Source organism: Enterococcus sp. AZ035 (genome assembly GCF_050548325.1).
Lineage (GTDB): Bacteria > Bacillota > Bacilli > Lactobacillales > Enterococcaceae > Enterococcus > Enterococcus faecalis.
The window spans coordinates 1529575-1554828 of record NZ_CP172958.1; the positions used below are offsets into that span (position 1 = coordinate 1529575).

The 25254-nt window shown below is 34.2% G+C and carries 28 protein-coding genes; 11 read left to right on the forward strand and 17 right to left on the reverse strand.

What is annotated here, in order from left to right:
* Positions 1 to 58: 58 nt before the first annotated feature.
* Entirely contained in the window at positions 59 to 1516 is a 1458-nt protein-coding gene (locus IGL32_RS07350; RefSeq protein WP_430600029.1) for a helix-turn-helix domain-containing protein, read from the forward strand.
* A gap of 108 nt (positions 1517 to 1624) precedes the next feature.
* A complete protein-coding gene (locus IGL32_RS07355; RefSeq protein ID WP_086325794.1) occupies positions 1625 to 3547 on the forward strand; it encodes an FUSC family protein in 1923 nt (640 codons plus the stop codon).
* 184 nt (positions 3548 to 3731) lie between these two features.
* Here the strand turns inward: IGL32_RS07355 and larE are convergent, their stop codons facing one another.
* The 5 genes from larE to IGL32_RS07380 all read right to left on the reverse strand — a co-directional run bounded on the left by larE (position 3732) and on the right by IGL32_RS07380 (position 7835).
* Positions 3732 to 4568 (reverse strand): ATP-dependent sacrificial sulfur transferase LarE, encoded by an 837-nt coding sequence (larE, locus tag IGL32_RS07360; RefSeq protein ID WP_033593204.1) that lies wholly within the window; start codon positions 4566 to 4568, stop codon positions 3732 to 3734.
* Positions 4569 to 4673: 105 nt separating this feature from the next.
* Entirely contained in the window at positions 4674 to 5387 is a 714-nt protein-coding gene (locus IGL32_RS07365) for an ABC transporter ATP-binding protein (RefSeq protein ID WP_033593205.1), read from the reverse strand.
* A gap of 1 nt (position 5388) precedes the next feature.
* Positions 5389 to 6174 carry an energy-coupling factor transporter transmembrane component T family protein gene (locus tag IGL32_RS07370; protein ID WP_002398393.1) on the reverse strand — a complete coding sequence of 262 codons (786 nt, stop codon included), beginning with the start codon at positions 6172 to 6174 and terminating at the stop codon, positions 5389 to 5391.
* Positions 6174 to 7160 (reverse strand): cobalt transporter CbiM, encoded by a 987-nt coding sequence (gene cbiM, locus IGL32_RS07375; RefSeq protein ID WP_156210016.1) that lies wholly within the window; start codon positions 7158 to 7160, stop codon positions 6174 to 6176. Before cbiM ends, IGL32_RS07370 begins: the two co-directional genes overlap by 1 nt.
* Before the next feature lie 18 nt (positions 7161 to 7178).
* A complete protein-coding gene (locus IGL32_RS07380) occupies positions 7179 to 7835 on the reverse strand; it encodes a Crp/Fnr family transcriptional regulator (protein WP_002361998.1) in 657 nt (218 codons plus the stop codon).
* A gap of 159 nt (positions 7836 to 7994) precedes the next feature.
* Here IGL32_RS07380 and larA point away from each other — a divergent pair, with 159 nt between their 5' ends.
* From larA to larD, 4 genes are read left to right on the forward strand one after another with little or no spacing between them, the layout of a single operon-like run.
* On the forward strand, positions 7995 to 9269 hold the full coding sequence (larA, locus tag IGL32_RS07385) for a nickel-dependent lactate racemase (protein ID WP_002361999.1): 1275 nt from the start codon (positions 7995 to 7997) through the stop codon (positions 9267 to 9269).
* Positions 9270 to 9306: 37 nt separating this feature from the next.
* Positions 9307 to 10050 (forward strand): nickel pincer cofactor biosynthesis protein LarB, encoded by a 744-nt coding sequence (larB, locus tag IGL32_RS07390; protein WP_002379543.1) that lies wholly within the window; start codon positions 9307 to 9309, stop codon positions 10048 to 10050.
* The gene (larC, locus tag IGL32_RS07395; protein ID WP_002401400.1) at positions 10047 to 11321 is read left to right on the forward strand and encodes a nickel pincer cofactor biosynthesis protein LarC; all 1275 of its coding nucleotides are present in this window, start codon (positions 10047 to 10049) and stop codon (positions 11319 to 11321) included. Before larB ends, larC begins: the two co-directional genes overlap by 4 nt.
* Before the next feature lie 14 nt (positions 11322 to 11335).
* Positions 11336 to 12046, forward strand: a complete 711-nt coding sequence (larD, locus tag IGL32_RS07400; protein WP_002357197.1) for a D/L-lactic acid transporter LarD — start codon at positions 11336 to 11338, stop codon at positions 12044 to 12046.
* A 203-nt stretch (positions 12047 to 12249) separates the two neighbouring features.
* On the opposite strand, the gene IGL32_RS07405 is transcribed toward larD, so the two are convergent.
* From IGL32_RS07405 to IGL32_RS07420, 4 genes are read right to left on the reverse strand one after another with little or no spacing between them, the layout of a single operon-like run.
* Positions 12250 to 13119 (reverse strand): PTS system mannose/fructose/sorbose family transporter subunit IID, encoded by an 870-nt coding sequence (locus IGL32_RS07405; RefSeq protein WP_025190088.1) that lies wholly within the window; start codon positions 13117 to 13119, stop codon positions 12250 to 12252.
* Positions 13094 to 13945: a PTS mannose/fructose/sorbose/N-acetylgalactosamine transporter subunit IIC gene (locus IGL32_RS07410; RefSeq protein ID WP_002357194.1), complete on the reverse strand. Its 852-nt coding sequence runs from the start codon at positions 13943 to 13945 to the stop codon at positions 13094 to 13096. Before IGL32_RS07410 ends, IGL32_RS07405 begins: the two co-directional genes overlap by 26 nt.
* A gap of 33 nt (positions 13946 to 13978) precedes the next feature.
* Positions 13979 to 14476: a PTS system mannose/fructose/N-acetylgalactosamine-transporter subunit IIB gene (locus IGL32_RS07415; RefSeq protein WP_002357192.1), complete on the reverse strand. Its 498-nt coding sequence runs from the start codon at positions 14474 to 14476 to the stop codon at positions 13979 to 13981.
* A gap of 14 nt (positions 14477 to 14490) precedes the next feature.
* Positions 14491 to 14937 carry a PTS sugar transporter subunit IIA gene (locus IGL32_RS07420; protein ID WP_002379545.1) on the reverse strand — a complete coding sequence of 149 codons (447 nt, stop codon included), beginning with the start codon at positions 14935 to 14937 and terminating at the stop codon, positions 14491 to 14493.
* 579 nt (positions 14938 to 15516) lie between these two features.
* Between IGL32_RS07420 and IGL32_RS07425 the strand changes: the two genes are divergently transcribed.
* Positions 15517 to 15804 (forward strand): hypothetical protein, encoded by a 288-nt coding sequence (locus tag IGL32_RS07425; protein WP_002362004.1) that lies wholly within the window; start codon positions 15517 to 15519, stop codon positions 15802 to 15804.
* Positions 15805 to 16049: 245 nt separating this feature from the next.
* Here the strand turns inward: IGL32_RS07425 and lacB are convergent, their stop codons facing one another.
* Together lacB and lacA are read right to left on the reverse strand one after the other, a co-directional pair.
* Complete coding sequence (gene lacB, locus IGL32_RS07430) at positions 16050 to 16565, reverse strand: galactose-6-phosphate isomerase subunit LacB (RefSeq protein WP_002374591.1); 516 nt, start codon at positions 16563 to 16565, stop codon at positions 16050 to 16052.
* A gap of 25 nt (positions 16566 to 16590) precedes the next feature.
* Positions 16591 to 17019 carry a galactose-6-phosphate isomerase subunit LacA gene (gene lacA, locus IGL32_RS07435; protein ID WP_002357188.1) on the reverse strand — a complete coding sequence of 143 codons (429 nt, stop codon included), beginning with the start codon at positions 17017 to 17019 and terminating at the stop codon, positions 16591 to 16593.
* Between the two features lie 222 nt (positions 17020 to 17241).
* Here lacA and IGL32_RS07440 point away from each other — a divergent pair, with 222 nt between their 5' ends.
* The 3 genes from IGL32_RS07440 (at position 17242) to IGL32_RS07450 (ending at position 19538) form a co-directional block, all read left to right on the forward strand.
* On the forward strand, positions 17242 to 17736 hold the full coding sequence (locus IGL32_RS07440; protein WP_002357187.1) for a PTS sugar transporter subunit IIA: 495 nt from the start codon (positions 17242 to 17244) through the stop codon (positions 17734 to 17736).
* A gap of 1 nt (position 17737) precedes the next feature.
* On the forward strand, positions 17738 to 18040 hold the full coding sequence (locus IGL32_RS07445; RefSeq protein ID WP_010777724.1) for a PTS IIB component: 303 nt from the start codon (positions 17738 to 17740) through the stop codon (positions 18038 to 18040).
* A 94-nt stretch (positions 18041 to 18134) separates the two neighbouring features.
* Complete coding sequence (locus tag IGL32_RS07450; protein ID WP_002357183.1) at positions 18135 to 19538, forward strand: PTS galactitol transporter subunit IIC; 1404 nt, start codon at positions 18135 to 18137, stop codon at positions 19536 to 19538.
* Between the two features lie 41 nt (positions 19539 to 19579).
* Here the strand turns inward: IGL32_RS07450 and IGL32_RS07455 are convergent, their stop codons facing one another.
* From IGL32_RS07455 to yqeK, 3 genes are all read right to left on the reverse strand, one after another.
* Positions 19580 to 20332 carry a DeoR/GlpR family DNA-binding transcription regulator gene (locus IGL32_RS07455; RefSeq protein WP_002369238.1) on the reverse strand — a complete coding sequence of 251 codons (753 nt, stop codon included), beginning with the start codon at positions 20330 to 20332 and terminating at the stop codon, positions 19580 to 19582.
* A gap of 335 nt (positions 20333 to 20667) precedes the next feature.
* A complete protein-coding gene (locus IGL32_RS07460) occupies positions 20668 to 21669 on the reverse strand; it encodes a DUF4767 domain-containing protein (RefSeq protein ID WP_156210014.1) in 1002 nt (333 codons plus the stop codon).
* A gap of 90 nt (positions 21670 to 21759) precedes the next feature.
* Complete coding sequence (yqeK, locus tag IGL32_RS07465; protein WP_010713303.1) at positions 21760 to 22338, reverse strand: bis(5'-nucleosyl)-tetraphosphatase (symmetrical) YqeK; 579 nt, start codon at positions 22336 to 22338, stop codon at positions 21760 to 21762.
* 223 nt (positions 22339 to 22561) lie between these two features.
* On the opposite strand from yqeK, the gene IGL32_RS07470 reads away from it, so the two are divergent.
* On the forward strand, positions 22562 to 23467 hold the full coding sequence (locus tag IGL32_RS07470) for a polysaccharide deacetylase family protein (protein WP_085443850.1): 906 nt from the start codon (positions 22562 to 22564) through the stop codon (positions 23465 to 23467).
* A 403-nt stretch (positions 23468 to 23870) separates the two neighbouring features.
* Here the strand turns inward: IGL32_RS07470 and IGL32_RS07475 are convergent, their stop codons facing one another.
* The 3 genes from IGL32_RS07475 to rpmF are packed head-to-tail and all read right to left on the reverse strand — an operon-like array spanning position 23871 to position 24905.
* Positions 23871 to 24275 (reverse strand): NusG domain II-containing protein, encoded by a 405-nt coding sequence (locus IGL32_RS07475; protein ID WP_002371952.1) that lies wholly within the window; start codon positions 24273 to 24275, stop codon positions 23871 to 23873.
* A gap of 57 nt (positions 24276 to 24332) precedes the next feature.
* Positions 24333 to 24710 (reverse strand): hypothetical protein, encoded by a 378-nt coding sequence (locus IGL32_RS07480; RefSeq protein WP_002394546.1) that lies wholly within the window; start codon positions 24708 to 24710, stop codon positions 24333 to 24335.
* Positions 24711 to 24731: 21 nt separating this feature from the next.
* Positions 24732 to 24905, reverse strand: a complete 174-nt coding sequence (gene rpmF / locus IGL32_RS07485; protein ID WP_002371955.1) for a 50S ribosomal protein L32 — start codon at positions 24903 to 24905, stop codon at positions 24732 to 24734.
* Positions 24906 to 25254: the final 349 nt, after the last annotated feature.

Below are 25254 nucleotides of genomic sequence, written 5' to 3' on the forward strand. Positions count from 1 at the left end.
AAAATTTAAAGAAAGTAGACTACAATGAACCTAAATTTTACTTTTGGAGGTCCATAACATGTTTCCATCCTACCTAACGAATGAGCTAGAAATTTTATTTTATATAGTCAAGCGAGCTCATACGTCATTAAATGAAATTTCTTCCAATTTAAAAATTTCAAAAAGAACGGTCAAGGAAAATCTGATAAAAATAAATCAAGAATTCGAGGATACTTATCAAATCCAACATTTTATTGTCTCTAACAATAATGGCATTGTTTGTGTAAATCCAGCGTACCGAAAAAGCGCGGTCGAATACGCCTACACGTTAAAACTCAATCTTTTAAAAAACAATGTACAATTTAATTATTGCGTACAATTGGTCACACATTCTTCCATTGATAAAAACGAATTAATTAAAGTTTTATATATTTCTGAACATTATCTGGTAAAAATCACGAAACAACTGAATAACTTTTTTAAAATTTTTGATATAGTAATCGTTAGTATTAAGGGTATTTATCAATTAACTGGCAATGAATTATCGATTCGAGTGTTTTCTTTCATTTTCCTACAAGATTCCTTTCAAGAATTGGCTTGGCCTTTTTCTAAAATAAGTCTTGAAGAAATAAAAAAAAGTCTACCCGATGAACTTCTTGAACGATCCTATAAAAATGTCCGAATGAAGAAAAGAGCGTTTTATATTTTATATGCGATATTTAAAACTAGAACAAGTGCACAAAACTTCTTAAAGATGCCGCACTCTAAAAACCTGCATTCTTTTTTTATTCTGATCAATCAATACAGTCATGTCACTTTATTTTTTCTTGAACACTCCTTCGCTGACATTCAATGCGAAACAAGAAAAACTGAAATTTTATACTTTAATTTTTTATCTCGCATTTTTATCCCTTATATCTTTTCGGAAAAGCAAACGAAACAAATAGAAAAATTATTTATAGAATCTAACCATCCTTATTGTGTCTTATCAAAAAAATTGTTTAAGCAAGTAGCCTACTTACTGACAAATCAGCATGATTATCAATACGTTTACTATCTTTCTATTTTTAATGCTTGGTACTTTTTAACGGAGGACAATTATTATACTTTTTTAACACTTTATTTACCGCAGCCAGAAATTTGTACTCCGTCAGATGTTGCATACTTTAATCGAATAAAACGAACGGTGGCAAAATTAGTTCACCAAGAAACGCATTTAGAGTTACTCAGTCAACTGCTTTACACATTGTCTGTGTCCGAAAAAAAAGTACAAGTGAGAATCTATTTACAAATTATCAAAGATTTTTATGCAAATTATTTTATTAAAACACGGTTATCCTCCTTATATAATACAAACGCAATCTCTATTACCGAAGACTTCACAAATGCGGATATCATCATCACAGATTCCTTCGAAAAAGCTACTTCTAATCAAGATATTTTCTACTTAGATTCCATTGAAAATGAAGAAAGTTGGCATGAGCTTACAGAATTTATTCAACAAAAATATATGGCTAAACTTAATGTTGGCTTATGATTGTGAGTTTTCTTAAAAAGAGCAAATTTGAAAAAAAAATTTAGAGGTGTATACTAGCAGAGGAATAATTTTTTAGCTTTTAATAAATTTTTAAAGAAGGAATGTTTTGTGAAATTATCTATCAAAAAATTTTTTGAGGTCTTCTTAGAATCGTCTTGGGCGTATAGTCGTCCTATACTAACTTTTGATACAAGACAGAACTGGTTTGCTCTTGTTCTTAGTATCATTATTGCAAATGCTGTTGGTGCTGTTCTAACAATAGTCTTTCCTTTCGCTTTTGTTTTAGTAAATGTTGGTAGCTTTTTGGGCACTGTAATTTGTGTCTTACCACGACATAGCTCTCCACAAAGAAGTGCCATAGATGGTATTTTAATGATTTTTCTTGGTGCCAGTCTGGGGATACTTTTACAGTCGTCAAGTATATTCATTATTTTATTATTCGTCCTTGGTTTGTATTTTTCAGGGATTGTAAGAAACTTTAGTATTGGTCTGTATATTCGATGTCTCTTTGGGACCATTTCTTTACTAGCTGGTGCGCAATTAAAAGGCAATTTGTCTATTGGTCAAACTTTTGAAGGTCTGGGTGCAATAATTTTAGGTATGTCCATCCTTTGTTTGTTCTATTGTCTTTATTCTAAGCCGCAAAATAATGAAGCACGAAAATTAGTAGCCGATTTATATGAACAATTATATTTATTAGCACAAGGAAAACCCGCACGCTATGTCCATTTCAGAATAAAAGTACGCGAATCTGTTGAAACGATGCCATTGGTCAATCATCAAAAAACACCATGGATTTATCCCTTGGTTTCACAAGCAGATGCAATTGCAGGCTCGTTAGATTCAACCAATGCAACTGAAAATCTTCCTGCTTTAAAAGCAATTCTACTCTTTTTAAAAGGAGAACAATTAACCCTGCCTCTTCAAGAATTTGCTTCAGCAAACACCGAAATAAAATCAGCAATCCTTTTGATACAAAACAAACAATCCTCTAAAAAAATCTCATTTAAATCTTTCTTACCCACAAAAGAAGGACTTGCAGAAGCCAAAGAGATCCTTCATTCTTACAAAGGCAGCTCTGCTAGATTTGCAATTCGTTTAGCTTTAACAGGTTTAGTTTGTCATTTTTGTTCGCTTATTCTTAATTACATGTACCCTTTGCCTTTAGCTAATCACGAATTCTGGGTAGTTATTTCTGGTTGTTTGATGGTTATGCCAGGTTATCATGGTACACTCGGCAAAATCACTTCAAGAACTATTGGTTCTATTTTAGGTGGTTGTTTAGGCATTTTTTTGTCTCAATTAATTGCTAACTTAACAAACCTAAATCCTTTATGGCCAATGCTATTGTCTAGTTTGCTAGTTATATTGTATGAAACCGTCCGTAAATTAAGTCAAGCATTTCTAATGCTAAGTGTGACCACTTGGTTAACTTTCACATTAGGTGGTAGTTCTGCAGGCTATACAAGAGTTTTTGATGTAATTATTGGTGCGCTGATTGCTTTTGTTATGTTTTTTATTTTCCCAACATGGCATAGTCAAGTATTACGTAAAAATATCAATAGTTGGTCAAAAACGATCAGCTCTATTTTGCTAGCGTTAATCAATGAAGAGACCACGTTACCAAGTGATGCTTGGGTACTAGCTTATCGAGTACAACGTAGAGTAAACTATTCTATTCAAGAAATTGTTCTTGAATCTCCTATTTATAGTAACGATGCCTCTGCTGAAAGCTTAATGCAACAAAAACAACTAAATGATCAACTGTTGGAAATGCAAACTGCTATGGAAGAGCTTCTTTTAGAACTTATGAAAACACAACACTACTTAAAAAAATTAACGCCAGTTAGGCCGGACACACTAAACACTGAGTTATTTAACTATTCACAGCAAATACTTTCACTCACGAATCCCAAAAATAATCGACTAATCAACCAGTCCAAACAATCCATTTATTTTCCTCAAATTGAACAATCACTAGTAATCTTAAAAAATTCTACAGCTAATTTCTTTTTAGCAAATATCAAATGATTAAATAGACAAAAAGCCTAGGAAAAATCCAAAGGGAATTTTTCCTAGGCTTAAAAGTTAATAAACTACTGGCAGAGTAATCAATGAAAACAACCGACCTAATCGAGCAGAAAACTTGGTTTTTGTAACGGAATACCCCTGTCCTGACTCCGTTACACCGACTCAATTTTATAAACTTATCTGTCTAACATTCACAAAAAACTTTTTTTTCAGTTTCTGTGAGGATATCATTCATTCGGCCAGATTTAAATCCTTCTAAGTCAAAAGTTACATAATTAAATCCTTGTTTTTTAAGATAATCTGCAATTTTTTCTCTGTTTTCTAATAACAGAGAAAGTTTGTCTTCTGGAATTTCAATCCGTGCTAAATCATGATGTGCTCTGACACGGACAATTGGAAAACCTATTTCCCGTAAATATTTTTCACTAGCAAATACTTGATCAATAGCTGAGCGTGTTAACTTAATGCCATAAGGAATTCTTGAAGCAATGCTACATGAGGCAACTTTACTCCAATTGGAAATACCTGCGTCTTTAGCAAGTTGACGTATTTCAATTTTATATAATTTAGCTTGTTGTAGCGGACTGATGACCCCTTCTTGATCTCTTGCTCTTAATCCAGGACGAAAGTCAGTATTATCATCCATAATCATCCCATCGGCCAGAACATCAAATCCCTCTTTCTGAATAGCCGAACGAATAGTTTTATATAATAATTTTTTACTGTAGAACCAGCTATTAGGGTTATTTGCAACAATTCTATCATCCGCTAATTCGCTCATTTCAAGGCCTAACACATTTGCTCCCAACCCATTAGCTAAATCGACCGCTTTATCAAACTCATCATCAGAAAATAATTCTGAATTTACAACAACCGCAAGTACATTTTCAGCACCTAAAGTGTCCAAAGCTTTTTTTAGCAAGTAAGAGCTATCAATTCCACCTGAATATGCAACAGCCAACTTATCCATTTTTTGTAATTCGCGAACTAAACTTTGTTCTTTCGTTTTCATGACAGACATTTAAACCATCTCCTATTGATTTTCTTTTACATAATTAATTATAGACATCTCCACATTAGAAAAAATCACGATTCATAGTATCAATTATTGTCAATATTTGTACACTTAATACCGTTTTAAATGTTGTAACAAGTTAGCATTGGCTTCTATCTCTTCCTTTGAGTACCTTGTAACAGCCGAATCAAACAATAAAATGGAATCAGCTTCCTCGCAAATACTCAAATAGTCATGGGTGGAAAGGATAATTGTTTTACCAAGTTGATGCAGATTTTTTATTATCTTTTTAAATAATTTTTCCGATTCTTTTGTCAACCCAGTAAACGGCTCATCTAATAAATACACGTCTGGATTCATTACTAACAGACTAGCAAAAGCCACTTTTTTCTTTTCTCCTCCCGATAATTGATAAGGCACTTGATTGCTTAAATGGGTAATTTTTAATAAATTCAAACAATCATTAATTCTTTTTGCTGTTTCATGCTCGGATAGTTGGAGCTGTCTAGGGCCAAATGCCAATTCGTCATAAACTGTTGCATTAAATAATTGTGTGTCCGTCTCTTGAAATAATATACCCAAATGAGCATAATACTTCTTTTTATGAATAGGGTCTTTTTTCCAGGCCGTTAATGATTGTTCCATAAAATAAATCGTTCCCTCGGAAGGTTTTAAAAAACCTGCGAGCAAATTTAAAAAAGTGGATTTTCCACTGCCGTTATCTCCCATCAAAACCAGATATTCTCCTCTGGCTATTTCCAAATTACAAGGCGAAAAAACAGGCTTCGTTTGATAGCGATAAACCAAATGATTTACTCGATACATATTAGTTCCTCCCTAAATAAAGCAACCCCCCGAAAAATAAAAGATAGGCAATACTAACCAAAAAATCTTTCGTTTTTAATGGTTGCTTTACTCGATAATATTGACCAGTATATCCTCTTGCTTCCATCACCATGTCCAACTTTTTCCCATACGTAAAAGATTTTAAAGAAATAAGACTGATTAAATTACTACCCGTACTCAACTGGATATTCCCACCAACTGCTCTAGCTTCTACAGCGGCAAGCAGTTGGATTAAGAGATTTCCAAAGAAAAAGATATATTTAATCGTAATATCTAATTGTAAAAGTATTATATTCGGAAAATGAAAGATTTTTAATGCTGCTATAAATTGATTCATGTTGGTTGTTTCCATATATTGACTAATCGCTATGGCTAAAAAAAACAAATGAACAATAAATAATAAACTAAATTGACCTAAAAAAAAGATCGGTAAATAGATAATCAGCGGCATCAAAATGAGGATACTAGCTTTTTTGACAATGTTTCGTAGAATAGTTGGTTTTTCAACTAAAAGTAACATGCCTAGGTAGATGCCTAAGAGCCACAAAACAAGAACTTTTTGTGCTGTGCTGATTAAAACAATTAGTAAAAAAGTACTGATCAGTTGAATTGCTGGGTGTATATCACTGAGAATAGTCTTATTGCGTTTCCCACTCACCTGAAATTTATTTAATAAAAAAAGGATTCCTTTTCGATTTTTAAGCATAAAGGTTTCTTTTTTATTAGGTTCAAGGGACGTGGAAGATTCTTTCATCCATTCAGGCATCAACTTTGCCTTCTTCCATTAAATAAACGAAAAATGAGTAAAAAAACGATTATGGCTGTTACGCCACTTAAAATATATCCAAGTGCTAATGGCAGTCCTGGAATAAAGTAATCACTGAAAAGTGCATGAAATGAAAAACCATTCACCATACCTTTTGGTTGTACTGCAGGTAAATGATTCTGTTTTAAATTCTTGACTAATTCAGATAAATCCCATTCACCCCAAGCAGTGGCATGATCAATCAAACCTAATGGACATAAAATTACCATAACCAATAACAGTCTCTTTAATCGCAACAACGGAGTCCTTTTCTTCTTTTCTTCGATAAAAATTGCATCTTTTGACACACTTTTTACAAAATTATAGACACACACGGTGAAGATACCTTCAACAATTCCTATTACTAACAGATGGACACTCATCATTGCTGGTATAGTTATAGAAAGACCATATGGGTTATAAAGTGGCGTACCATTCGCTTCATGGAATAGTAAGGGTTGGATACCTAATAATACAGAAGTAGAAAATGCCGCCACATTTACACCAAGATACCCAGCTAAGAAAAGACCCATTGTTTCAAATTTTTTTACACGCGTAACTAGCTTATAAACTCCATATCCCACGAATGGCATCACAAACGCCATAGAAAAGGCGTTTGCACCAAAAGCTAATATACCACCATCACCAAATAAACAAGCCTGTAATAGTAAAGCCACCGAAACAGACAGCGCCGCGGCCCAAGGTCCCATCAATAATGCGATGAGAACAGCCCCAACAGCGTGCGCAGTTGTTCCACCAGGTACTGGCAAATTAAACATCATTATTAAAAATGACAAGGAGGAGGAAATCCCTAACATGGTCCCTGTATCTTTTTTTAATTTAATTTGAACGTCAACTTTTTTTACAGCGCGGTACCAGACAGGTACCATAATCGCGCCCATCACTGCGCAAGTTTGTGGGCTTAAATAATTTTCTGGAATATGCATGTTCGTCAGACTCCTATCTTATCGATCAATATAATCAGCTAAATAACTTTGATCGTAAATCACAATTTTTTGTTTTTTGATATCGATGACTTTTTCCTCTTTTAAATCATGGATAATTCGGTTTACGCTATTTCTCGTTGAAATCCCGCAAAACCCCGCAATATCCTCATTAGTTACTTGAAAATCAATTAATATTCCTTCCTCTGTCTGTACACCAAACAAATCAATTAATTGGTAAATAAAAGTACAAACAGCCCCTTTCTTACCATTCATTGTCATATTCTGTAAGGAACTAATACTCTCCGATAATTTTGCTCGGTAGTAATCCCGTACATAATCTTGAAGAACAGCATCTTCTCTAACATATTCCCAAAATACAGTCCTTGGTATCCGATAAAAGCTAGCCTCTTCCGACTCAATGCGGATATTAAAAGGAGCAGATGTATAATTTGATACTTCATCACGTAACAATGAAATAATGTCAGGAGACACAATATACGACAGATTAAATTCTCGTCCATCCTTTAAAATAATACTCGTCTTAACGACCCCTTTCTTTAATACATAGGTGTACGCTTCCTCCAATCCATGATAAGCGAGATAAGTATGGCGTTTTTTTTTGATAATCGGCGTCTTCTTTCTATCTAAGAAAGCTGTAAGATAATCTGACTCCATAATTGTCACTCCTTTGACTAAGTTTCTGTTTGATTCGTTAACTATTATAAACACTCTCACCAACCTTTTGTTAGCAAATGTTACCCACAATAAGGACTGTGTGATTTCTAAATTTCATTATACTTAGTCTCGTAAAATATTACTTAGGAGATGATTGCTATGGTAGAAATTAACCTACCTTATGACAAGAAAATGATTACTGCAAGAATTCCCGATAAAAATTTTATTGGGCTTCTCGAATCAAAAGCTGAACATTTTTCAAATCCATATACTGAGAAAGAAACAGTCGAAAAATCGCTGGACAATCCTATTGGAAGCCTTCCATTAGAAGAATTAGCTAAGGGTAAAAAAGACATTGTCCTCATTAGTTCCGATCACACACGTCCCGTTCCTTCACATATTATCACCCCAATTATTTTGCGTAGAATTCGTTCAGTGAACAAAACAGCTAGAATCCGGATTTTAGTTGCTACAGGCTTTCATCGCCCTTCTACACGAGAAGAACTGATTAGCAAATATGGTAAAGCGATTGTAGAGAATGAAGAAATCGTTATGCATATCTCTACTGATGATTCCTCAATGGTCAAAATCGGTCAACTACCTTCAGGGGGCGATTGTATCATTAATCGCATTGCAGCAGAAGCAGATTTACTGCTAGCCGAAGGATTTATTGAATCACACTTTTTTGCAGGATTTTCTGGTGGACGTAAATCTGTTTTACCTGGAATTGCTTCTTATAAAACCATCATGGCTAACCATTCTGGAGAATTTATTGATTCCTCCAACTCACGGACAGGAAATTTAACGGATAATCCGATTCATAATGATATGGTCTACGCTGCCGCTAAAGCGAATCTAGCTTTTATTGTTAATGTCGTTTTAGATGGTGACAAAAAAATTATTGGTTCCTTTGCAGGCGATATGGTTGAAGCGCATAAAGTTGGTTGTAACTTTGTAAAAGAAATTGCCCGTGTCAAAAAAATACCTTGCGACATTGCGGTTTCAACGAATGGCGGATTTCCACTTGATCAAAACATTTATCAAGCAGTTAAAGGGATGACCGCTGCAGAAGCAACCAATAAAGACGGCGGTGTCATTATTATGGTCGCTGGGTGTCGTGATGGTCACGGTGGTGAAGGTTTTTATGAAAATATTGCCAATGTTAAAAATCCAAACGAATTTTTAGAAGCAGCCATCCATACACCACGATTAGAAACCGTGCCAGATCAATGGACTTCGCAAATTTTAGCGCGAATTTTAGTTCATCATCATATAATTTTTGTTTCAGATCTTGTTGATCCTGAGCTTATCACTTCGATGCATATGGAAATAGCAAAAACGTTTGATGAAGCGTTAGAGCGAGCATTTGAAAGAGAAGGTCTAAATGCAAAAGTGACTGTGATTCGAGATGGCTTGTCTGTCATTGTAGAATAATGATCCTTGAGAAATCAGGAATAAGGAGCGTTGTATTATGCAACCGAAAGAAATTTTAGGAGCTTTTAAAGAGGGAAAATTATCTTTAGAAGAAGCAACAAACAAATTAAATGGCTTTTGCGAATTAGACTTTGCAAAAATTGATACGCAGCGTAAAGAAAGAACTGGGTATCCAGAAGTCGTTTATGGGGAAGGGAAAACAATTGAGCAACTCATCAAAATTATCAATAGCTTAAGAAAAGAAAACAATACAATCTTAGTTACTCGCGTTTCACAACAAAAAGCCCAGCCTTTAGAGTCGAACTTTCCTCATGGAACCTACTATGAACTTGCACGTTGTTTCGTTATCAACCAAATGGAGACTACAACAAAAAACTATATTGCGATAGTTACTGCTGGAACGTCAGACATGTCCGTTGCTGAAGAAGCAGCAATCACTGCAGAAACTTTCGGGAATCAAATAAAACGTATCTATGATGTAGGCGTTTCTGGCATTCATCGTTTGTTCGCTCACCTAGATGAGATTCAACAGGCTTCGGTGGTTATTGTGATTGCAGGCATGGAAGGTGCACTGGTGTCCGTGCTAGGCGGACTAGTTAGCGTGCCAGTGATTGCCGTCCCTACTAGCATAGGCTACGGCAGCAATTTTCAAGGACTGACTGCTCTTTTAGGAATGCTAAATAGTTGTTCCTCTGGCGTTAGTGTAGTCAACATAGATAACGGGTTTGGTGCCGCTTATAATGCAAGTATGATTAATCAAATAAAGGAGTCTTCACTATGAAAAGCTTATTTTTAGAACCATTTTCTGGTCTTAGTGGTGATATGTTAAATGGATTGTTGCTTGACTTAGGCGGGGATTTAAACAAACTGTTAATCGAATTAAAAAAACTTCCCATCGATGGGTTCACCATTCAAGCCCAACGAATTGCTAAAAGTTGTATTTACGGAACAGATTTCGATGTTCTCCTACAACATGGAAAAAAGGATTACGGTATAAAACACAGTCTCTCTCCTCACCACGAAAATGAACATCATGAAACGAAAGAACATGCACATCATCATAGCCATTCTAGAAATTTAAAAGATATTTATACATTAATTGAAAAAAGCGACTTGTCCAATTTTGTAAAAAAACATAGTAAAAATGTTTTCTATGACATTGCAAAAGCTGAAGCTGCTGTTCATCAACAAACAATTGACACTATTCATTTTCATGAAGTCGGAGCAATTGATTCAATTGTTGACATCGTTGGCTTTTTTATCTTATGGGAACAGTTAGAGATTGAACAAGTCTATTCAACGCCAATTACAGATGGAAGTGGTACTATCACAATTGCCCATGGAGTCATGCCAATACCAGTTCCCGCGGTGATGGAATTACGTAAAGAAACGAATTTAATCATTCAACAAGACTTTGAGATAAAAACTGAACTTGTCACACCGACTGGCTTAGCTATTTTTAAAGAACTTAGTCCTCTATTTGTCGCACCAGAACAACGATTAATTGAAAAAATAGGTTACGGATTCGGCAAACGGGAAACAGGCAAGTTCAATGCCCTCAGAGGATCGATCTTTACTGAAACACATAGTAAAAAAAAGAGGACAGAACACCATGACCAAGTTTTAAAAATTGAAACAAATATAGACAATCAAACACCTGAACAGTTAGGTTACGCAATGGATCTATTATTGGAGCATGGTGCTCTAGATGTTTTTTTCACGCCCATTCATATGAAAAAAAACCGAAGTGCCATTCTATTAACGGTTTTAACAACAACAGAGGAAAAAGAATATTTTACAGAACTACTCTTTAAACATACTTCTACAATTGGTATGCGTTTTCAAACAATGGAACGTAGTGTGATGGACCGTTCTTTCAAAATCTTGGAAACACCTTTTGGTAAGGTCCATATTAAAAAAAATCATTATCATGGCCTATTGAAAGAGTCTATTGAATACCAAGATTGTGAACGAATTGCTAAACAATATAATTTTACAATTGAGGAAGTCTATCGCCTCGTCCAAACATTAAATAACAAAACTATTGATTAAAGGAGCTTTATCTTATGTTTCATCATATCTTATCAGAATTTATGGGAACTGCATTAATGATCGTATTTGGGGTAGGTGTTCACTGCGACGATGTCCTAAAACGAACAAAATACGCTGGTTCTGGTCACATGTTTGCAATCACTACTTGGGCTTTTGGAATCTCTGTTGTTCTGTTCGTCTTTGGCGGAGTCTGTATTAATCCAGCAATGGCCCTCGCTCAAGCTATTTTAGGAATGATTCCATGGTCTTACTTCATTCCCTATGTCATCGCTGAAATGTTAGGCGGCATTTGTGGCGCCGTCATTGTTTATATTATGTATGCTGATCATTTCAAGCTATCCGCCGATAGTGTCGATCCAATCGCTATTCGTAATATTTTTTCTACAAATCCGAACCAACGAAATTTACCAAGAAACTATTTTGTTGAAACTTTTGCAACATTCATTTTTTTAACATCTATTTTAGCAATTGCACATTCCTACGAAACACAACTACCCATTGCTGTTGGTTTGCTTGTTTGGGCAATCGGCATGGGGCTAGGTGGTACTACAGGATTCGCAATGAATCAAGCACGTGATTTAGGTCCTCGTATCGCCTATCAACTTTTACCAATCAAAAATAAAACCAATAATGATTGGCAATATGGTTTGATTGTTCCCGGAACTGCACCGTTTTTAGGAGCCATTTTCGCGACACTTTTCGTAAAATTTTTCCTAAAATTCTAATAAACCAACTAAATTTCTAAAACAAAAAAATATATAAAATAGAAGCTAGTCTCTAAATTTCTTCTATTTTATATATTTTTATTTTAATCACAAGATTTTTTCTGTGTCTTAGAGAGTAAGAATTTAATTTATTAGCTTTTTCGTCATCGATTTTCTGCAAAAGTCAGTTTGCTCTAACAGCTAGAGTCCTTTTTGGTGATTGTTCAGTAAGTTAATCCTGGATTGAAAACACCTAATAAAACGCCAACGAGAGAAATAACAACTAAAATAAGCATCGTCCAAATAGCGGAAACATGTTTTTTTGACATTAACCACCAACAAAACAAGGTAACAAGTATCGTTAATAGTCCTGGATAAATACTGTCAATTTTATCTTGCAGTTTAAGGAAAACTTTTCCGTCAGCACCTATTAATTTAAAAGAAGTAGTCACATTTACCCAAGATGCAAGGACCCCACCGACAACCATACTACCAATAACTCCGATAGCAACTCTAACGGCGGCTCCTTCTTTCCCAACTAAGAAACTTACTGCTTTATCACCAAAATGATAGCCTCTAAAATACAAAAAGCGTTGGCCAAAATAGGAAATTAACGTCCAAACAATAATATAAAATATGGCACCAATTGGCGAACCGCCCGTGGACATTCCTAAGGAAATTCCTAACAAGATAGGAATTAAGGTACCATCAACTAATGAATCACCAATCCCTGCAATTGGCCCCATTAATCCTGCCCTCATATCATTAATGGTTTCTCCATCAATTTCATTCTTACTTGCTCTAGCCTCTTCCATACTAGCAGTCACACCAACAATGACCGTTCCAAGCATTGGATTTGTGTTAAAAAAAGCTGTATATGCTTGAATGGCTTTCACTTGGTCTTCATGTTTTGGATAAAGTTTTTTGATAATAGGAAGCATTGAAGAAAGATAGCCGAAGGTTTGCATATGCTGTTGTGAAAAACAAGTTAACGCTCCCCAAAACCATAAATGAAAAGAATGCTTTAACGTTTTTTGGTCTAATTTATTTGCTTTCAACTCTTCCATCTCATATGTCCTCCTCTTCATCATCATTCGTCAGACTTCCTGTTGAATCAACCAGTTTAGTATTGTTTTTAATCAAAGCAATTTTATAAAAAATTACAGCAAAAAGAAGCGCAATAATCGTTATTGAGACTAAATTGAGTTTTAATGAAGCAGCTAATGTGAACCCTACAAAAAAAGGTACAAAATCAATGTTCTTATTAACAATTTGACGTAACAAAATTGCAATTCCCACACACGGAAGCATGCCACCTACAGTAAAAAGCGTTTTCATTGCAAGACCATCCATAGGTAATGCATCTCTCATTGCTGTAACAGCCGTAGCCCCAAAATAGGTTAAAATCACGGTTGGCAAAAAGGAAAAAAGTAGATGAGAAATCCACGGCCAACCAAAATTAATGGCATATAAATGATCAAGCTTGCCTTTTTTTATATCTTTCCAACCAAACGATTGCCAAACTAAATTTAACGCAGCAACAGAATAAAATAATACCGTTCCGATCGTTCCAACTAATGTGCCGACCGATTTAGCTAGGTCGGCTGCAGAGCCGCCAAGTGGATCTAACCCTTTGGTCGAAATCGCCACCATCGCCAAAGGAATCCCGATATATGAAATTGCCCGCACATCAGCAGACACTGTGCCTCCAGGTGTGACCAAAGCAATGTAAACTAATTGCATTGCTACGCCACAAGCGATTCCTAATTTTAAATCTCCTAAAATAATGCCACAAACTAATCCGCCGACTAAAGGACGCCCAATCGTATAATTTCCCACCGCTTGTCCAGCCATACAAGAATTTGAACACAGACAAGCAAATAGGCCTAAAATAGCCGCTTGTATCCAGTTGATTGTCATAATACTACTCTCCTCTTTTCAAAACTTCTAGAATCAGTAACCAAATTTAGCTTTAAAATGCGCCCAAGAACCAATTCGTTGATCAGGTAACAAGGCAAAATCCACTTTGTAACCAGCCTTTTCAATTTCTTCAAAAGCCGCTGCTTCTTCTGCTGTAAAGGATTGGTTATCCCCTAATTTAATTGTCCCTTCGCGGTCATTTCCCGGTCCAACATTAATCATTTTTACTTCACTTGGAACAAAATGCCAATCCACCAAAATTTTTTTCATATCCAAAGGGCTCTTTGTAATCAAAAAGTATTTTGACTTAGACGCTAATACTTTATCCTTTACATCAAAAAAATGCGCCATTGTCCAAATAAAGGTTTTTTTATCTTGTGCAGCTGCTTTATAAGCTTCCTTTAAAATAGGGTTACTTGCTGCTTTGTCATTCACAGCTATAATGCCATCACAAGGCATTTCTTTAGTCCAACGTAAAGTAATTAAGCCATGAATCATTCGATCATCGATTCGAACAAAAGAAATTGACATGTTCATCTTCTCCTTTAGATATCCTCTTCAGTTATATCGTTTTCAGTTACATCGTCTTCAGTTACAGTTAACTCTCTAATGCCATGACAAGCATCTGCTACTATCATTTTTTTCAAATCAGATAATTCACTAGTTTCTTTCATTAGAAGCGCATTTAAAGCCATTGGAAAATTTACTCCTCCAACAATCAGAGAATTTTCTAGCATTTTTTGCTTATCTAATACTTTACAAATAGTAGCAAGTGGACTCCCGCCTACAATATCAGCCAAAACGATTAGCCTCGTTTCCTGCGGTAATTTTTCAACTTCATAAAGAAACCGCTTACCAAAATTATCGGTAGATTCACCAGGTTGTAAGCCAAACACTCTGACTGTCTCTATCTCATCGCTAGCAAACATCCCTAATGAATTTTTTAACCCTCTAGCAAAATCGCCATGACTGACCAGAACTAAATAAGTCATTTCCTCTCTCCTTTCTTAACATTTCCACTTCAAAATTTTTTAAATCACCTCTTTTTAAGAGTCCATAATACAACTTTTATAAAATGAAAATATTTGCTTCGTTCGCCTCACACTCCTTTGATAGCATGAATGTTTAACAACAGTACCTTTCTAAAATTAAAGTCATTCACTAAAAAGTTCTAATGAATTTGGCTGTTGTAGCTTGGTGACAAGGAACAATGACTTTCTTTATCCATAAAAACATTTAGTTGATTACGCTTAAAAAAATAAATAATATAGCAATTCCCAAAAAAGTTGCTTTTGAATAGTCCCTTTTCTAAATTTATTGATTCATTTTTTCAACTATTAGGTTAGCAAAGTCCCAACACACATTCCACCCACAATAGGTGTACATAGTTGTACATTATTCGGAGTTAATCAACTCATTTAAGCTATGGTAAAATAACTATATATCACTCCAATTTTCTAATTATATAGGTCATTCCAGGTCATGCTCTTTTGGATACAACAAAATGAACTTATATCGAATCTATGGTTTTATGCTCTTAATAAATTAAAAAGTAAAGTAGGGATATTTGTATGTCAGCAAAAGAAAAAACGATGAAATATGGATTGGTAGGCTTCTTTTTGGGGATATTGTTATTAGCTCATCTAAATTTATTAGCTGAAAATCTTAGTTATCTTCTCTTAGGATTATTACTTTTACTTGTTGCATATCTAATCTTGGTAAAAAAATTTTATTTTTTCTCAAACTTGATTCCTAAAAATACTACTGATATAAATTTAGGTAAAAAATATGGTACGGCTTCTGGCATCGGCAGTTTAGTTATCGGGATTATTTTAATAATTCTGGGACTATTTTTATAGAAAAATAATTACTAAAATAAAACAAGCAGCGAAACCATAAAAAGTACACGAGTTCTTTTCTCGTGTACTTTTTATGGTTACCTGTATAGCCTTCAATTTGTTCCTTTGTTACTTCTTTTTCTTAATAATGCTCTTTACAGTGCCACATTAAAACAGCAATAAAAATTAATGAAGGGGAATTTAACTCAAATACCAATGATTATTATTTAAGACCGCTTTCTCAAATAACCCTCATTGATTACGTACTAATCGTGATAGACTCCTCGTTGCCATTTATCTAAAAATTCATCGAAAAAGTGCGCATCTTGTTGTTCTGGATGTTGTTTTTCAACTTGATTAATTTTTTCAATTAGTTGTTCGTTGTCTTCTGTTGGATGATAGTGTGCTTCAATAAAGGCAGCAGCGATATCACAGATCAAGAATTCTCCTGTTATTTTCCCACCGAAACCAATAACATTTGCGTTCAATTCCTCTTTCGCATACAACGCTGTAGTCATATCGCGAACTAAAGCAGAACGGATACCCGGCACTTTGTTAACCGCATTGTTAATTCCAACGCCTGTTCCGCAAATACATATACCCAAATCAGCCTGATTGCTCATTACGGCTTCTCCCACTTTTTTTCCGAAAATAGGATAGTGAGTTCGAGTAAAATCATACGTGCCTACATCTAAAATTTCATATCCCTTTGCTTTCAAAAAATCAGAAACTGCTATTTTGGTATCCGTCACAATATGATCACAACCAATGGCAATTTTCATAAAAACACTTCCTTTCTATTATTTGTTAAGCCATTTTATTTAACATATCTACACGTATTTGATGACGCCCGCCTGCATAATGACCTGTTAAGAATTCTTTTATTATGTTTTTGGCTAGTTCCGTTCCAACAATTTTTGCGCCCACCGTGATCATCCGAGCATTGTTGTGTTCTCGCGCCATATATGCAGAACGCTCATCTGACAACTCAGCGACAATCATTCCTTTAATTTTAGCAGCAGTCATAAAACTACCTGCCCCATAACCATCAAAAACGATTCCTAAACTTTCAGTATCCTTTAAAACTTCATGAGCAACAGCAAGCGTTGCTTCTATAAAGTCTTCCGAAGCACTTTCACTTTTATCGATTACCTCAACTTTTTCTTGCAATAAGTATTGTTTCATTTCTGCTTTTAATTTTATTCCATCTAAATCTGAACCAAGTATGACACGCATTTTGTTTTCCTCCTTACCTCGTGTATCTACTATTAAAATTCTGTCCCTTTCTTTAAACTCAAATCCCCTTCTCGAAAACATAATAAAACAATATCGAACTTTATTCAACATTTATTTTCTTTTTTGTTTATTATTGTTTAATATTGTGTTGACATCTTTTTGAAAGCGTTTTATATTATACTTGTAAATAAATAATAATATATTAAAGAAACGAGGGGTTCTATGGTTATTAAAACATCGATTTTTTCATTAGATACTACCTATATTTCAAACAAAAAAACACAAGAAGAAGTTTTTGAAGAAGTTTATTTAGACTTGTTAAAAAAGAAATTAGTTACACCTGATTTTCTAACTAATTTATTGGAACGAGAACACAACTATCCGACTGGTTTAAGTTTAACACCGATTGATCCTGCACTACCGAATATCGCCATTCCGCATACCGAAAGTACCTTTGTACGGACGACAAGAATTATCCCGATTAAATTGAAACAATCCTTATCATTTCATAACATGATTATCCCAGATGAAACGCTCTCTGTTTCCTTTCTTTTCATGATTTTAAATGAAAACGGTATTGAACAAACGGGTCTTTTAGCGACTATCATGGATTTTATTAACACGACAGACCGTTCATCACTATTGGCTTTTTTTCAATGTGAAGATAAAGAAGAAGTTTATCGTTTTTTACAAAAAAATTTTAAAGGAGAGATTTAACATGATTAAAATTTTAGCTGCATGTGGGGCTGGGGTAAACTCTAGCCATCAAATCAAATCTGCATTAGAAACAGAATTATCTAAAAGAGGCTACCAAATTTCTTGCGATGCCGTAATGATTAAAGATATTAATCAAGAGATGCTATCCCATTATGATATTTTCGCCCAAATCGCCAAAACAGATTTGGGTTTTCCAATCACGATTCCTGTAGTTGATGCAGGCGCAATTCTTTATCGAATTCCAGCAATGGCTGAACCTGTTTATCAACAAATGGAAAGTATCATTCACTCTTTAAACAAATGATTTCCTTTTTAGACTAATTACTTACGCTTCACTGTCAACAATAACAAAACTAAGATAAAAATTTTGTTATCTTAGCTTATGAAGGAGAAAATAAATGAATACGATTATTGACCTAGCAAATACAATTTTTAAACCTTTAATTGATTTAGGTGCTGCTCCTTTAATGACTATTGTTTTAACACTGATTGCCCTTTGTTTTAAGGTAAAACCCACTCGCGCATTAGAAGGTGGTCTTAAACTAGGAATTGCTTTAACTGGTATCAGTGCTATTATAGGAATTTTAACTACTGCTTTCTCAGATGCAATGGCCTCTTTCGTAGAACGTACAGGAATCTCTTTAAATATTACTGATGTTGGTTGGGCACCTTTAGCAACCATCACTTGGGGATCTCCTTACACCCTTTACTTTCTTTTAATTATGGTGATTGTCAATGTCATTATGTTAATTCTAAATAAAACAAACACATTAGATGTGGATATTTTCGACATTTGGCATCTATCGATTGTTGGTTTATTTGCTATTTTTTGTGGCGCAAACTTAATAATTGCAACAATCTTAGTTATTTTCATAGGTGTTTTAAAAATTATCAATTCTGACTTAATGAAACCAACGTTTAACGATTTACTTAACGCCCCAGATACAAATCCTATGACTACCACGCATATGAACTATATGATGAATCCAATCATTATGGTTTTTGATAAAATTTTTGATAAGCTTTTTCCTTGGTTAGACAAATACGATTTTGACGCTGCCAAATTGAATAGTAAAATTGGCTTTTGGGGATCAAAATTTGCCATCGGGATTTACTTAGGGATTTTTGTGGGTCTTTTAGCTGGCCAAACACCCACGCAAATTTTTTCTCTATCCTTTACGGCTGCAGTCTGTTTGGAACTATTCTCTTTAATTGGAACTTGGTTTATCGCTGCAGTTGAGCCTTTATCACAAGGTATCACTGATTTTGCTTCGAATAAATTAAAAGGGCGTACACTTAATATTGGTTTAGATTGGCCTTTCTTAGCTGGTCGTGCTGAAATCTGGGCAGCAGCTAACGTATTGGCTCCAATTATGCTATTAGAAGCCATTGTCCTACCTGGCAATAAACTTTTACCACTTGGCGGAATTATTGCAATGGGTGTAACCCCTGCTCTACTAGTAGTTACAAGAGGTAAACTCATCCGAATGATTATCATTGGAGCAATCGAATTACCTTTGTTCTTATGGTCTGGTACCCTAATTGCACCGTTCGTTACCGAAACCGCAAAAAAAGTTGGCGCTTTCCCAGCGGGTCTAAATAATAATACTTTAATTTCACATACTACCATGGAAGGGCCAATGGAAAAATTCTTAGGATACTTAGTCGGCAATGCATCACAAGGTCAACTCGAATTTATTTTATACGCATGTCTGGCGCTAGTCGCCTATCTACTGATTTTCATTTGGTATGCAAAACAAATGAAGAAGCGAAATATTATTTATGCTCAAAAAGCTCAATAAAGGGAAACTAAAAAGAAGAGGTGCATCTGCACCTCTTCTTTTTAGTAAATCACCCTGACAACTTTTTCCAATACTTTAGATGTGTCAAATTTATCTTTATTTGTAACTACCGCTGTCACTTCTTCTAATTGATAAAAAGAATAAAAATCCTGTTTCTCTACTTTAGAAGTATCCATTAACAAATATTTTTCTATTGAGTTATCTAATGCAATTGCTTGTGTTTGTCCTTCTTCAATAGTCGCTGTCATAATTTTATTATCTTTTAACGCATTGCAACTAAAAAATGCTTTATGGAAATGCATTTCTTCTAATGCTTTATTAGCGATTTCACCAAAAAAAGATTTAGTTAAAAGTCGCATTTCTCCACCAACCAAATAAATGGTCAACGCATTCTTTTTTTTACTTAACGTTTCAAACACAGGCAAACAGTTTGTTACTACTCTTAAATGTTTAAATTCCATTGCCTCGGCCAAAAGTTCAATAGTTGTTCCTGGTCCTAGGAAGATAGTTTCTTCTTCGTGAATTAAACTTAATGCTTTTTGGACAATTTCTTTTTTTTCAACACTATTAATAATTTGTTTATCAGCATGAGACAATTCATGTGGACGATATGTATTTAAACTGCTAGCTCCTCCATGTACTCGTTTTAAACGCCCCGCTGCTTCTAATTCTGTCAAATCTCTACGAACAGTCATATCCGAAACATTTAATCGTTCCATAATTTCAGTAACTTTGATTGCCCCTTTTTGATCTACTAGAGAGACTATCGCATTTAATCTTTCTTCTTTTAGCATTTTCATCGCTCCATTGTTAGTATATCTTTTATTCTACGATAAAATACTTACTATGAATACTAAAACATTTCTCCATTTATTTTAACATGAACGACGATTTGTAAAAAATTGACGATTTAGCCTATCTTTATATAAACAGATATCACTTCAACGATTGATTCAGATCTATTTGAGCCTAGTCAAATAGAGATCTAGCATAAAAACTTCCCAGAAAAACATCCCCTACTCTGAGCACCTCTATCCAAAAAAATAGCACATAGGCAAAGGCAGGCTGCTTATAAAAAGGTAAGCAACCCGCCTTTGCCTATGTTTAAGTAAACGATGTATTTCCCCTATTACTGATTCAAAGTCCTTAAAACTTTATAATCATTGTTTTGCACGAGTAAAACGCTACTTGGGTTATCGGGATAAGCGGCATTACCATCAAATGATACAACAACAGTATTCGTACCAACTTTCGTGAATTGTGTGTATGAGCCCCCAGCACCGCCCACGTTGGCAAAATGTAATGTCAAAGTGTCGCCTTTTGTTTCTACCTCGTGCCAATTTGCCCGCTGATAGTTATGCCAGTCAATTTGAGTTGAAATTTCGTTTGCCGTGTTTTTATACATTCCTTCATAAAAATCAATCGCTTCCTCTTTTGAAGACCACGGATTGACTGAAATATTTGGGATTTGTTCTTTAGTAATTGACGGGGCACCTACAATTTTTTCAAAGCCAGCCCTCAACTCTGCATTATCTGTTGCTCCAAAATACAGATAGCCATAAGGATCTCCTTGATTTTGCATCGTCACTAAAACTAAGGGCTGATTGTTAACGATGGTGAATAAATACAAATGCTTTTGCATTTCTGGTTGCGTTTCTGCATCAGAGTAAACAGCAACTAACGCATATCCATCCTTCACTTGTCCATTTTCAGACCATTCTAAATAAATGGGATGCTGACCAATCGCTGGTTGCATAGTAACATTTCCTACTAGACCATCAGGCGCTTGGAAGCCATTAAAATTGATTGAATTTCCTGGTGTATATTCTTTATACGTTTGGTTCATCCGTTGCCCCCAGTCAGCCATAAATTGTTGTAACTGTGCTTTTTTTTGCACAGACCACAACTGATTTTCAGTTTTAGTAGAAGCAGAAGAATTACTTTGAGTTGTACTAGATTTTGACTCCGTGCTCATTTGACTTGCTTGGCTACTGTTAACGGTAGCAGGTGCTTTCATTTCTGATGTTGCTGTCGACTTGCTTGATTTGCTTGCAGTGCTGTCGCCACTTTTGTTGGAAGAACATCCTGATAAAATACTCAATAAAAGACCTATCAAGATTATTTTTTTCATTGGGAATCCCTTCTTTCTGACAAGAATACTGTACTACTTTTCCCCTTTTCTCACCAGCAAAACTCGACTAAAAACGGCTATATTTATTTGTTATTTAATTGTCAAATTAAGTTGATTGTAAGCATCCCATAACCAAGGATGCACAACTTTAATATCGTGTTTCAAAATATAATCGATATAGAAATATGCGGCATTTTCTAAAGAACAATTTAAAGCTTGTAATAAACCATCTAAGTATGGTGGTTTACCTTCTTGATCCCACTTTATTTTATCAGCGACAAACAAAACTAAATCTATGTCCGAATAGTTTTTCTTCAATGTTGTATGGCATTCAATAGCTGATAAAATTTCATTGTCTTCAATACCAAAATCCATTTTCGCAATAGACTTAGAAATTTTTTGATGAATTATCATTGGAAAGGCCATTTCTGCTTCGTTTAATTCAATCCCATATTTTTGTGCGACACTAATTCTCTGATTATTTGGATAAACCGCAGAGATATCATGTAAATATCCTGCAATACTTACTTTTTCTGGACTAGTTAAATATTTTTCACCAAGTTGATAGGCATACTCTCCAACTTCCATACAATGATAATACGTCTTCTCACAGTTTTTACTCACTAAATATTGTTTAATTTCATTTTTCAACACCTGTTGATGATCCATTTCCACAGCCCTTTCTCATTCCGATTACTCTTCTAGATAAATAAATTATACTCCTTTCATCCTCTAGCAACCTTTTATTTTTTATTAAATAAACAACTAACTAAATTGAAAAAATTGAAACTTTTTGGTCCTCAAATTCGTCTATAACTAATAGGACGTTCAATTTTGTATAACGTGGAGGTGTATTTTTTAACTTTTTCATTAACCAAAGAGGAGTGAAAGTATGCGACATAAGAAAAGAAAATTCAAAATAAACGGGTATGTATTATTTAGTGCGTTAATCCTCATTGTTCTTGTTTTCATTCAAACGTTCCTATTAACTCAACCCAAGATAACAAGTAAAAATGATGATACTACGCAGACATCGACTAAAAATTCAACTGCAAAAAAAGATTCCCCAACCAAGTTAGAAAAGGAATCAACACACATGACTATTTCATCAAAAAAATATGCTTATTCAGCAGACAAAATTAGAAAATATATAACTGGAGAAGAACCTTACAAAGGTGAAAAATTAGTATTCTTAACCTTTGATGATGGCGTTAATAATCAAATAACCCCACAAGTCCTAGATACATTAAAAAAGTATAACGTCCACGCAACTTTTTTTCTTGTAGGAAATACCCTAACTTCCGAAAATCAAAAGATAGTGAAACGCGAAGTTGCAGAAGGACATTCAATAGGCTTTCATAGTTCAACTCATGATTATGCAACGTTATATCCAAACGGGATTGTCAACACTGAAGAAATACAAGCGGAAATAGCAACCATGAAGAACTCTCTTAAAAAAATATTGGGCGAAACATTTCAAACAACTCTCTGGCGATACCCAGGAGGTCATATGTCATGGGGAGGTACAGAAAAATCTGATGAATTATTCAAACAACTTGGCATCCATTGGATTGACTGGAATGCGATGGTTGGGGATGCGGAGCCGTTAGACAGACAGCCTACTACAGTCGCCGAAATGCTCGCTTTCCATCAACATTCACTTGAGGTTTATCCGGATTATAATATTAGAGTAGTCTTAATGCATGATTCAGTAGATAAGGAATTAACAAAACAAGCATTGCCACAATTAATAGAGTTTTATCAAACAAATGGTTATCAATTTGGTGTCTTATATTAGAGCAACTCGGAACAACTATAGAAAGTATTTCTGGTCTTAGTCAATGTTGATTTTCTGCTTATAATGGCGAGCCTTATGGAAGCATCATTAATGCGTTTACGAATCTTGGCGTTAGTTGATAGTTAAGTTGTTTTAGAAATATATTCATTCAAAGTTATTTTTTTGTCTTGGCGTAACTAAAACATACTCCTCACGGAAAGGCCTGATAAATTTTTATTTAGTTATCAAAGGACGTAAGTAGGAAAATTAGGAGTTATTTTCTGTTTCATATCTATAACAACTTCTTCACTATACGCTTTATAAATTCTGAATAATAATTTTACTCACTTGATTTTCTTCTTTAATTACTTTTTTAAAATAAATCCAACAAATCCTTTTTTAGCATACATGCTAAAAAAGGATTTTAGTAAATATAATAATCCTTAGAATATTGTTGAACAATTTCTAAAATGAATCTGTGAGGAATACAGATACTAGTTTGCCCTGGTTCTGATATCCATCCTGTTTTCACCGCAATTTGATCTGGACTATTATCTTTTTTTACACGAACGTGCCCATTTTTAACTTCTATAGTATTATATTGCCCTTTTGATGGATAATATGTTTTGATAAATTCTTTTGAATCATCTAAATTTATACGCTCAATCTCTTTCCCATCTATCTTGACCACAGCATATTTAGTGTCGTCAAAACTTTTGGAGTTAAATGGCTTATTATGAAAAAAAATAAAATATGGAGAAAAAGAGATAGCTATTAAAAAGATAATAACTATTATGTCTCCTTTTTTCATCAGACCCTTTCTATACATTTTTATTAAGAATTAGTGAACTGTTTTTCCATTTGTTTCTGAACATCTTGTCTTTACTCACCTTTCTTCAAGAAATTGTTGAATTTGAATCCGTACATCATAGTCACAATCTTTGTCATTCAGTAATAATATTAATTCTTCTTTTAAACAAACAGGAACTTCCCAAAAACCATCTATTTTCCGGAAATAATCAGGGTCATAATTTTTAAAAAATGGGTACAATTTTAAAAATTCTTCAAAAGATAAATCATATTCTTCATAAAAGTCTTTAACTAATCCTTTTTTAAGAGCCTCTTCTGTTGGAGTGCCATTTTCATTAATAATATTCTTCATAACCATTATTCTGTATAATTCAGACTTATCATATCTTTCTTGTTCATAATCTTGATAAAATTTAAAGCTCTGTTCCACAAGTGGCGGATAAATAATATTCATTTTCTTCAATACTATTACCTCCTATTTTTTATCCATCACTTTTTTTCCACCATAATAGCCTTTTAAAGATACATGATGACTTTTACGATAATCACCAAGATTCTCATCAAACGAAATTTCAGGTTTTATTAATTTTCCATGTGTTCGACGCAATCTTTTTTTTGATTTCGATGTTCTTCTCGCTGGTACAGCCATATTTATTACCTCCTAAATTATAAACGTTTCTAAAATACTTTCCTAATTTGTAATCAGATTTGAATATTTAAAACATACTATTGATACACTAATAAACCGTAACACGCAATTGTGCATTACAGATAAAAAATACAAATCGTAATGATTGCGTTTTAACAACGATATCTTATCAACCTTTTTTTAATTTGTCAATATCTTTATTTACATATTCTTATATATAAATAAATCACCTTCCCAACTTGAGTACTTACTTATATTTACCAAATGCTAATGGATTCAATCTGTAAGCATTTGCTTTCTTGATAATTGTTAACTAAATAAATTTGTACAACAAAAAATTCAATATATG

Excerpts from the sequence above, each read along its gene's own strand:
- IGL32_RS07365 (WP_033593205.1), bottom strand. The coding sequence starts at position 5,387 with ATGTATCGAGTAAATCATTTGGTTTATCGCTATCAAACGAAGCCTGTT.
- IGL32_RS07445 (WP_010777724.1), top strand. The coding sequence starts at position 17,738 with ATGATTAAAATTTTAGCTGCATGTGGGGCTGGGGTAAACTCTAGCCAT.
- lacB (WP_002374591.1), bottom strand. The coding sequence starts at position 16,565 with ATGAAAATTGCCATTGGTTGTGATCATATTGTGACGGATACCAAAATA.
- IGL32_RS07370 (WP_002398393.1), bottom strand. The coding sequence starts at position 6,174 with ATGCCTGAATGGATGAAAGAATCTTCCACGTCCCTTGAACCTAATAAA.
- larB (WP_002379543.1), top strand. The coding sequence starts at position 9,307 with ATGCAACCGAAAGAAATTTTAGGAGCTTTTAAAGAGGGAAAATTATCT.
- larE (WP_033593204.1), bottom strand. The coding sequence starts at position 4,568 with ATGTCTGTCATGAAAACGAAAGAACAAAGTTTAGTTCGCGAATTACAA.
- cbiM (WP_156210016.1), bottom strand. The coding sequence starts at position 7,160 with ATGCATATTCCAGAAAATTATTTAAGCCCACAAACTTGCGCAGTGATG.
- IGL32_RS07410 (WP_002357194.1), bottom strand. The coding sequence starts at position 13,945 with ATGACAATCAACTGGATACAAGCGGCTATTTTAGGCCTATTTGCTTGT.
- IGL32_RS07415 (WP_002357192.1), bottom strand. The coding sequence starts at position 14,476 with ATGTCAATTTCTTTTGTTCGAATCGATGATCGAATGATTCATGGCTTA.
- IGL32_RS07405 (WP_025190088.1), bottom strand. The coding sequence starts at position 13,119 with ATGATGATGAAGAGGAGGACATATGAGATGGAAGAGTTGAAAGCAAAT.
- IGL32_RS07380 (WP_002361998.1), bottom strand. The coding sequence starts at position 7,835 with ATGGAGTCAGATTATCTTACAGCTTTCTTAGATAGAAAGAAGACGCCG.
- IGL32_RS07440 (WP_002357187.1), top strand. The coding sequence starts at position 17,242 with ATGGTTATTAAAACATCGATTTTTTCATTAGATACTACCTATATTTCA.
- IGL32_RS07470 (WP_085443850.1), top strand. The coding sequence starts at position 22,562 with ATGCGACATAAGAAAAGAAAATTCAAAATAAACGGGTATGTATTATTT.
- IGL32_RS07460 (WP_156210014.1), bottom strand. The coding sequence starts at position 21,669 with ATGAAAAAAATAATCTTGATAGGTCTTTTATTGAGTATTTTATCAGGA.
- larA (WP_002361999.1), top strand. The coding sequence starts at position 7,995 with ATGGTAGAAATTAACCTACCTTATGACAAGAAAATGATTACTGCAAGA.
- IGL32_RS07475 (WP_002371952.1), bottom strand. The coding sequence starts at position 24,275 with ATGTATAGAAAGGGTCTGATGAAAAAAGGAGACATAATAGTTATTATC.
- IGL32_RS07450 (WP_002357183.1), top strand. The coding sequence starts at position 18,135 with ATGAATACGATTATTGACCTAGCAAATACAATTTTTAAACCTTTAATT.
- IGL32_RS07425 (WP_002362004.1), top strand. The coding sequence starts at position 15,517 with ATGTCAGCAAAAGAAAAAACGATGAAATATGGATTGGTAGGCTTCTTT.
- IGL32_RS07350 (WP_430600029.1), top strand. The coding sequence starts at position 59 with ATGTTTCCATCCTACCTAACGAATGAGCTAGAAATTTTATTTTATATA.
- yqeK (WP_010713303.1), bottom strand. The coding sequence starts at position 22,338 with ATGGATCATCAACAGGTGTTGAAAAATGAAATTAAACAATATTTAGTG.
- lacA (WP_002357188.1), bottom strand. The coding sequence starts at position 17,019 with ATGCGTGTCATACTTGGTTCAGATTTAGATGGAATAAAATTAAAAGCA.
- IGL32_RS07420 (WP_002379545.1), bottom strand. The coding sequence starts at position 14,937 with ATGACTTATTTAGTTCTGGTCAGTCATGGCGATTTTGCTAGAGGGTTA.
- rpmF (WP_002371955.1), bottom strand. The coding sequence starts at position 24,905 with ATGGCTGTACCAGCGAGAAGAACATCGAAATCAAAAAAAAGATTGCGT.
- larC (WP_002401400.1), top strand. The coding sequence starts at position 10,047 with ATGAAAAGCTTATTTTTAGAACCATTTTCTGGTCTTAGTGGTGATATG.
- IGL32_RS07480 (WP_002394546.1), bottom strand. The coding sequence starts at position 24,710 with ATGAATATTATTTATCCGCCACTTGTGGAACAGAGCTTTAAATTTTAT.
- larD (WP_002357197.1), top strand. The coding sequence starts at position 11,336 with ATGTTTCATCATATCTTATCAGAATTTATGGGAACTGCATTAATGATC.
- IGL32_RS07455 (WP_002369238.1), bottom strand. The coding sequence starts at position 20,332 with ATGCTAAAAGAAGAAAGATTAAATGCGATAGTCTCTCTAGTAGATCAA.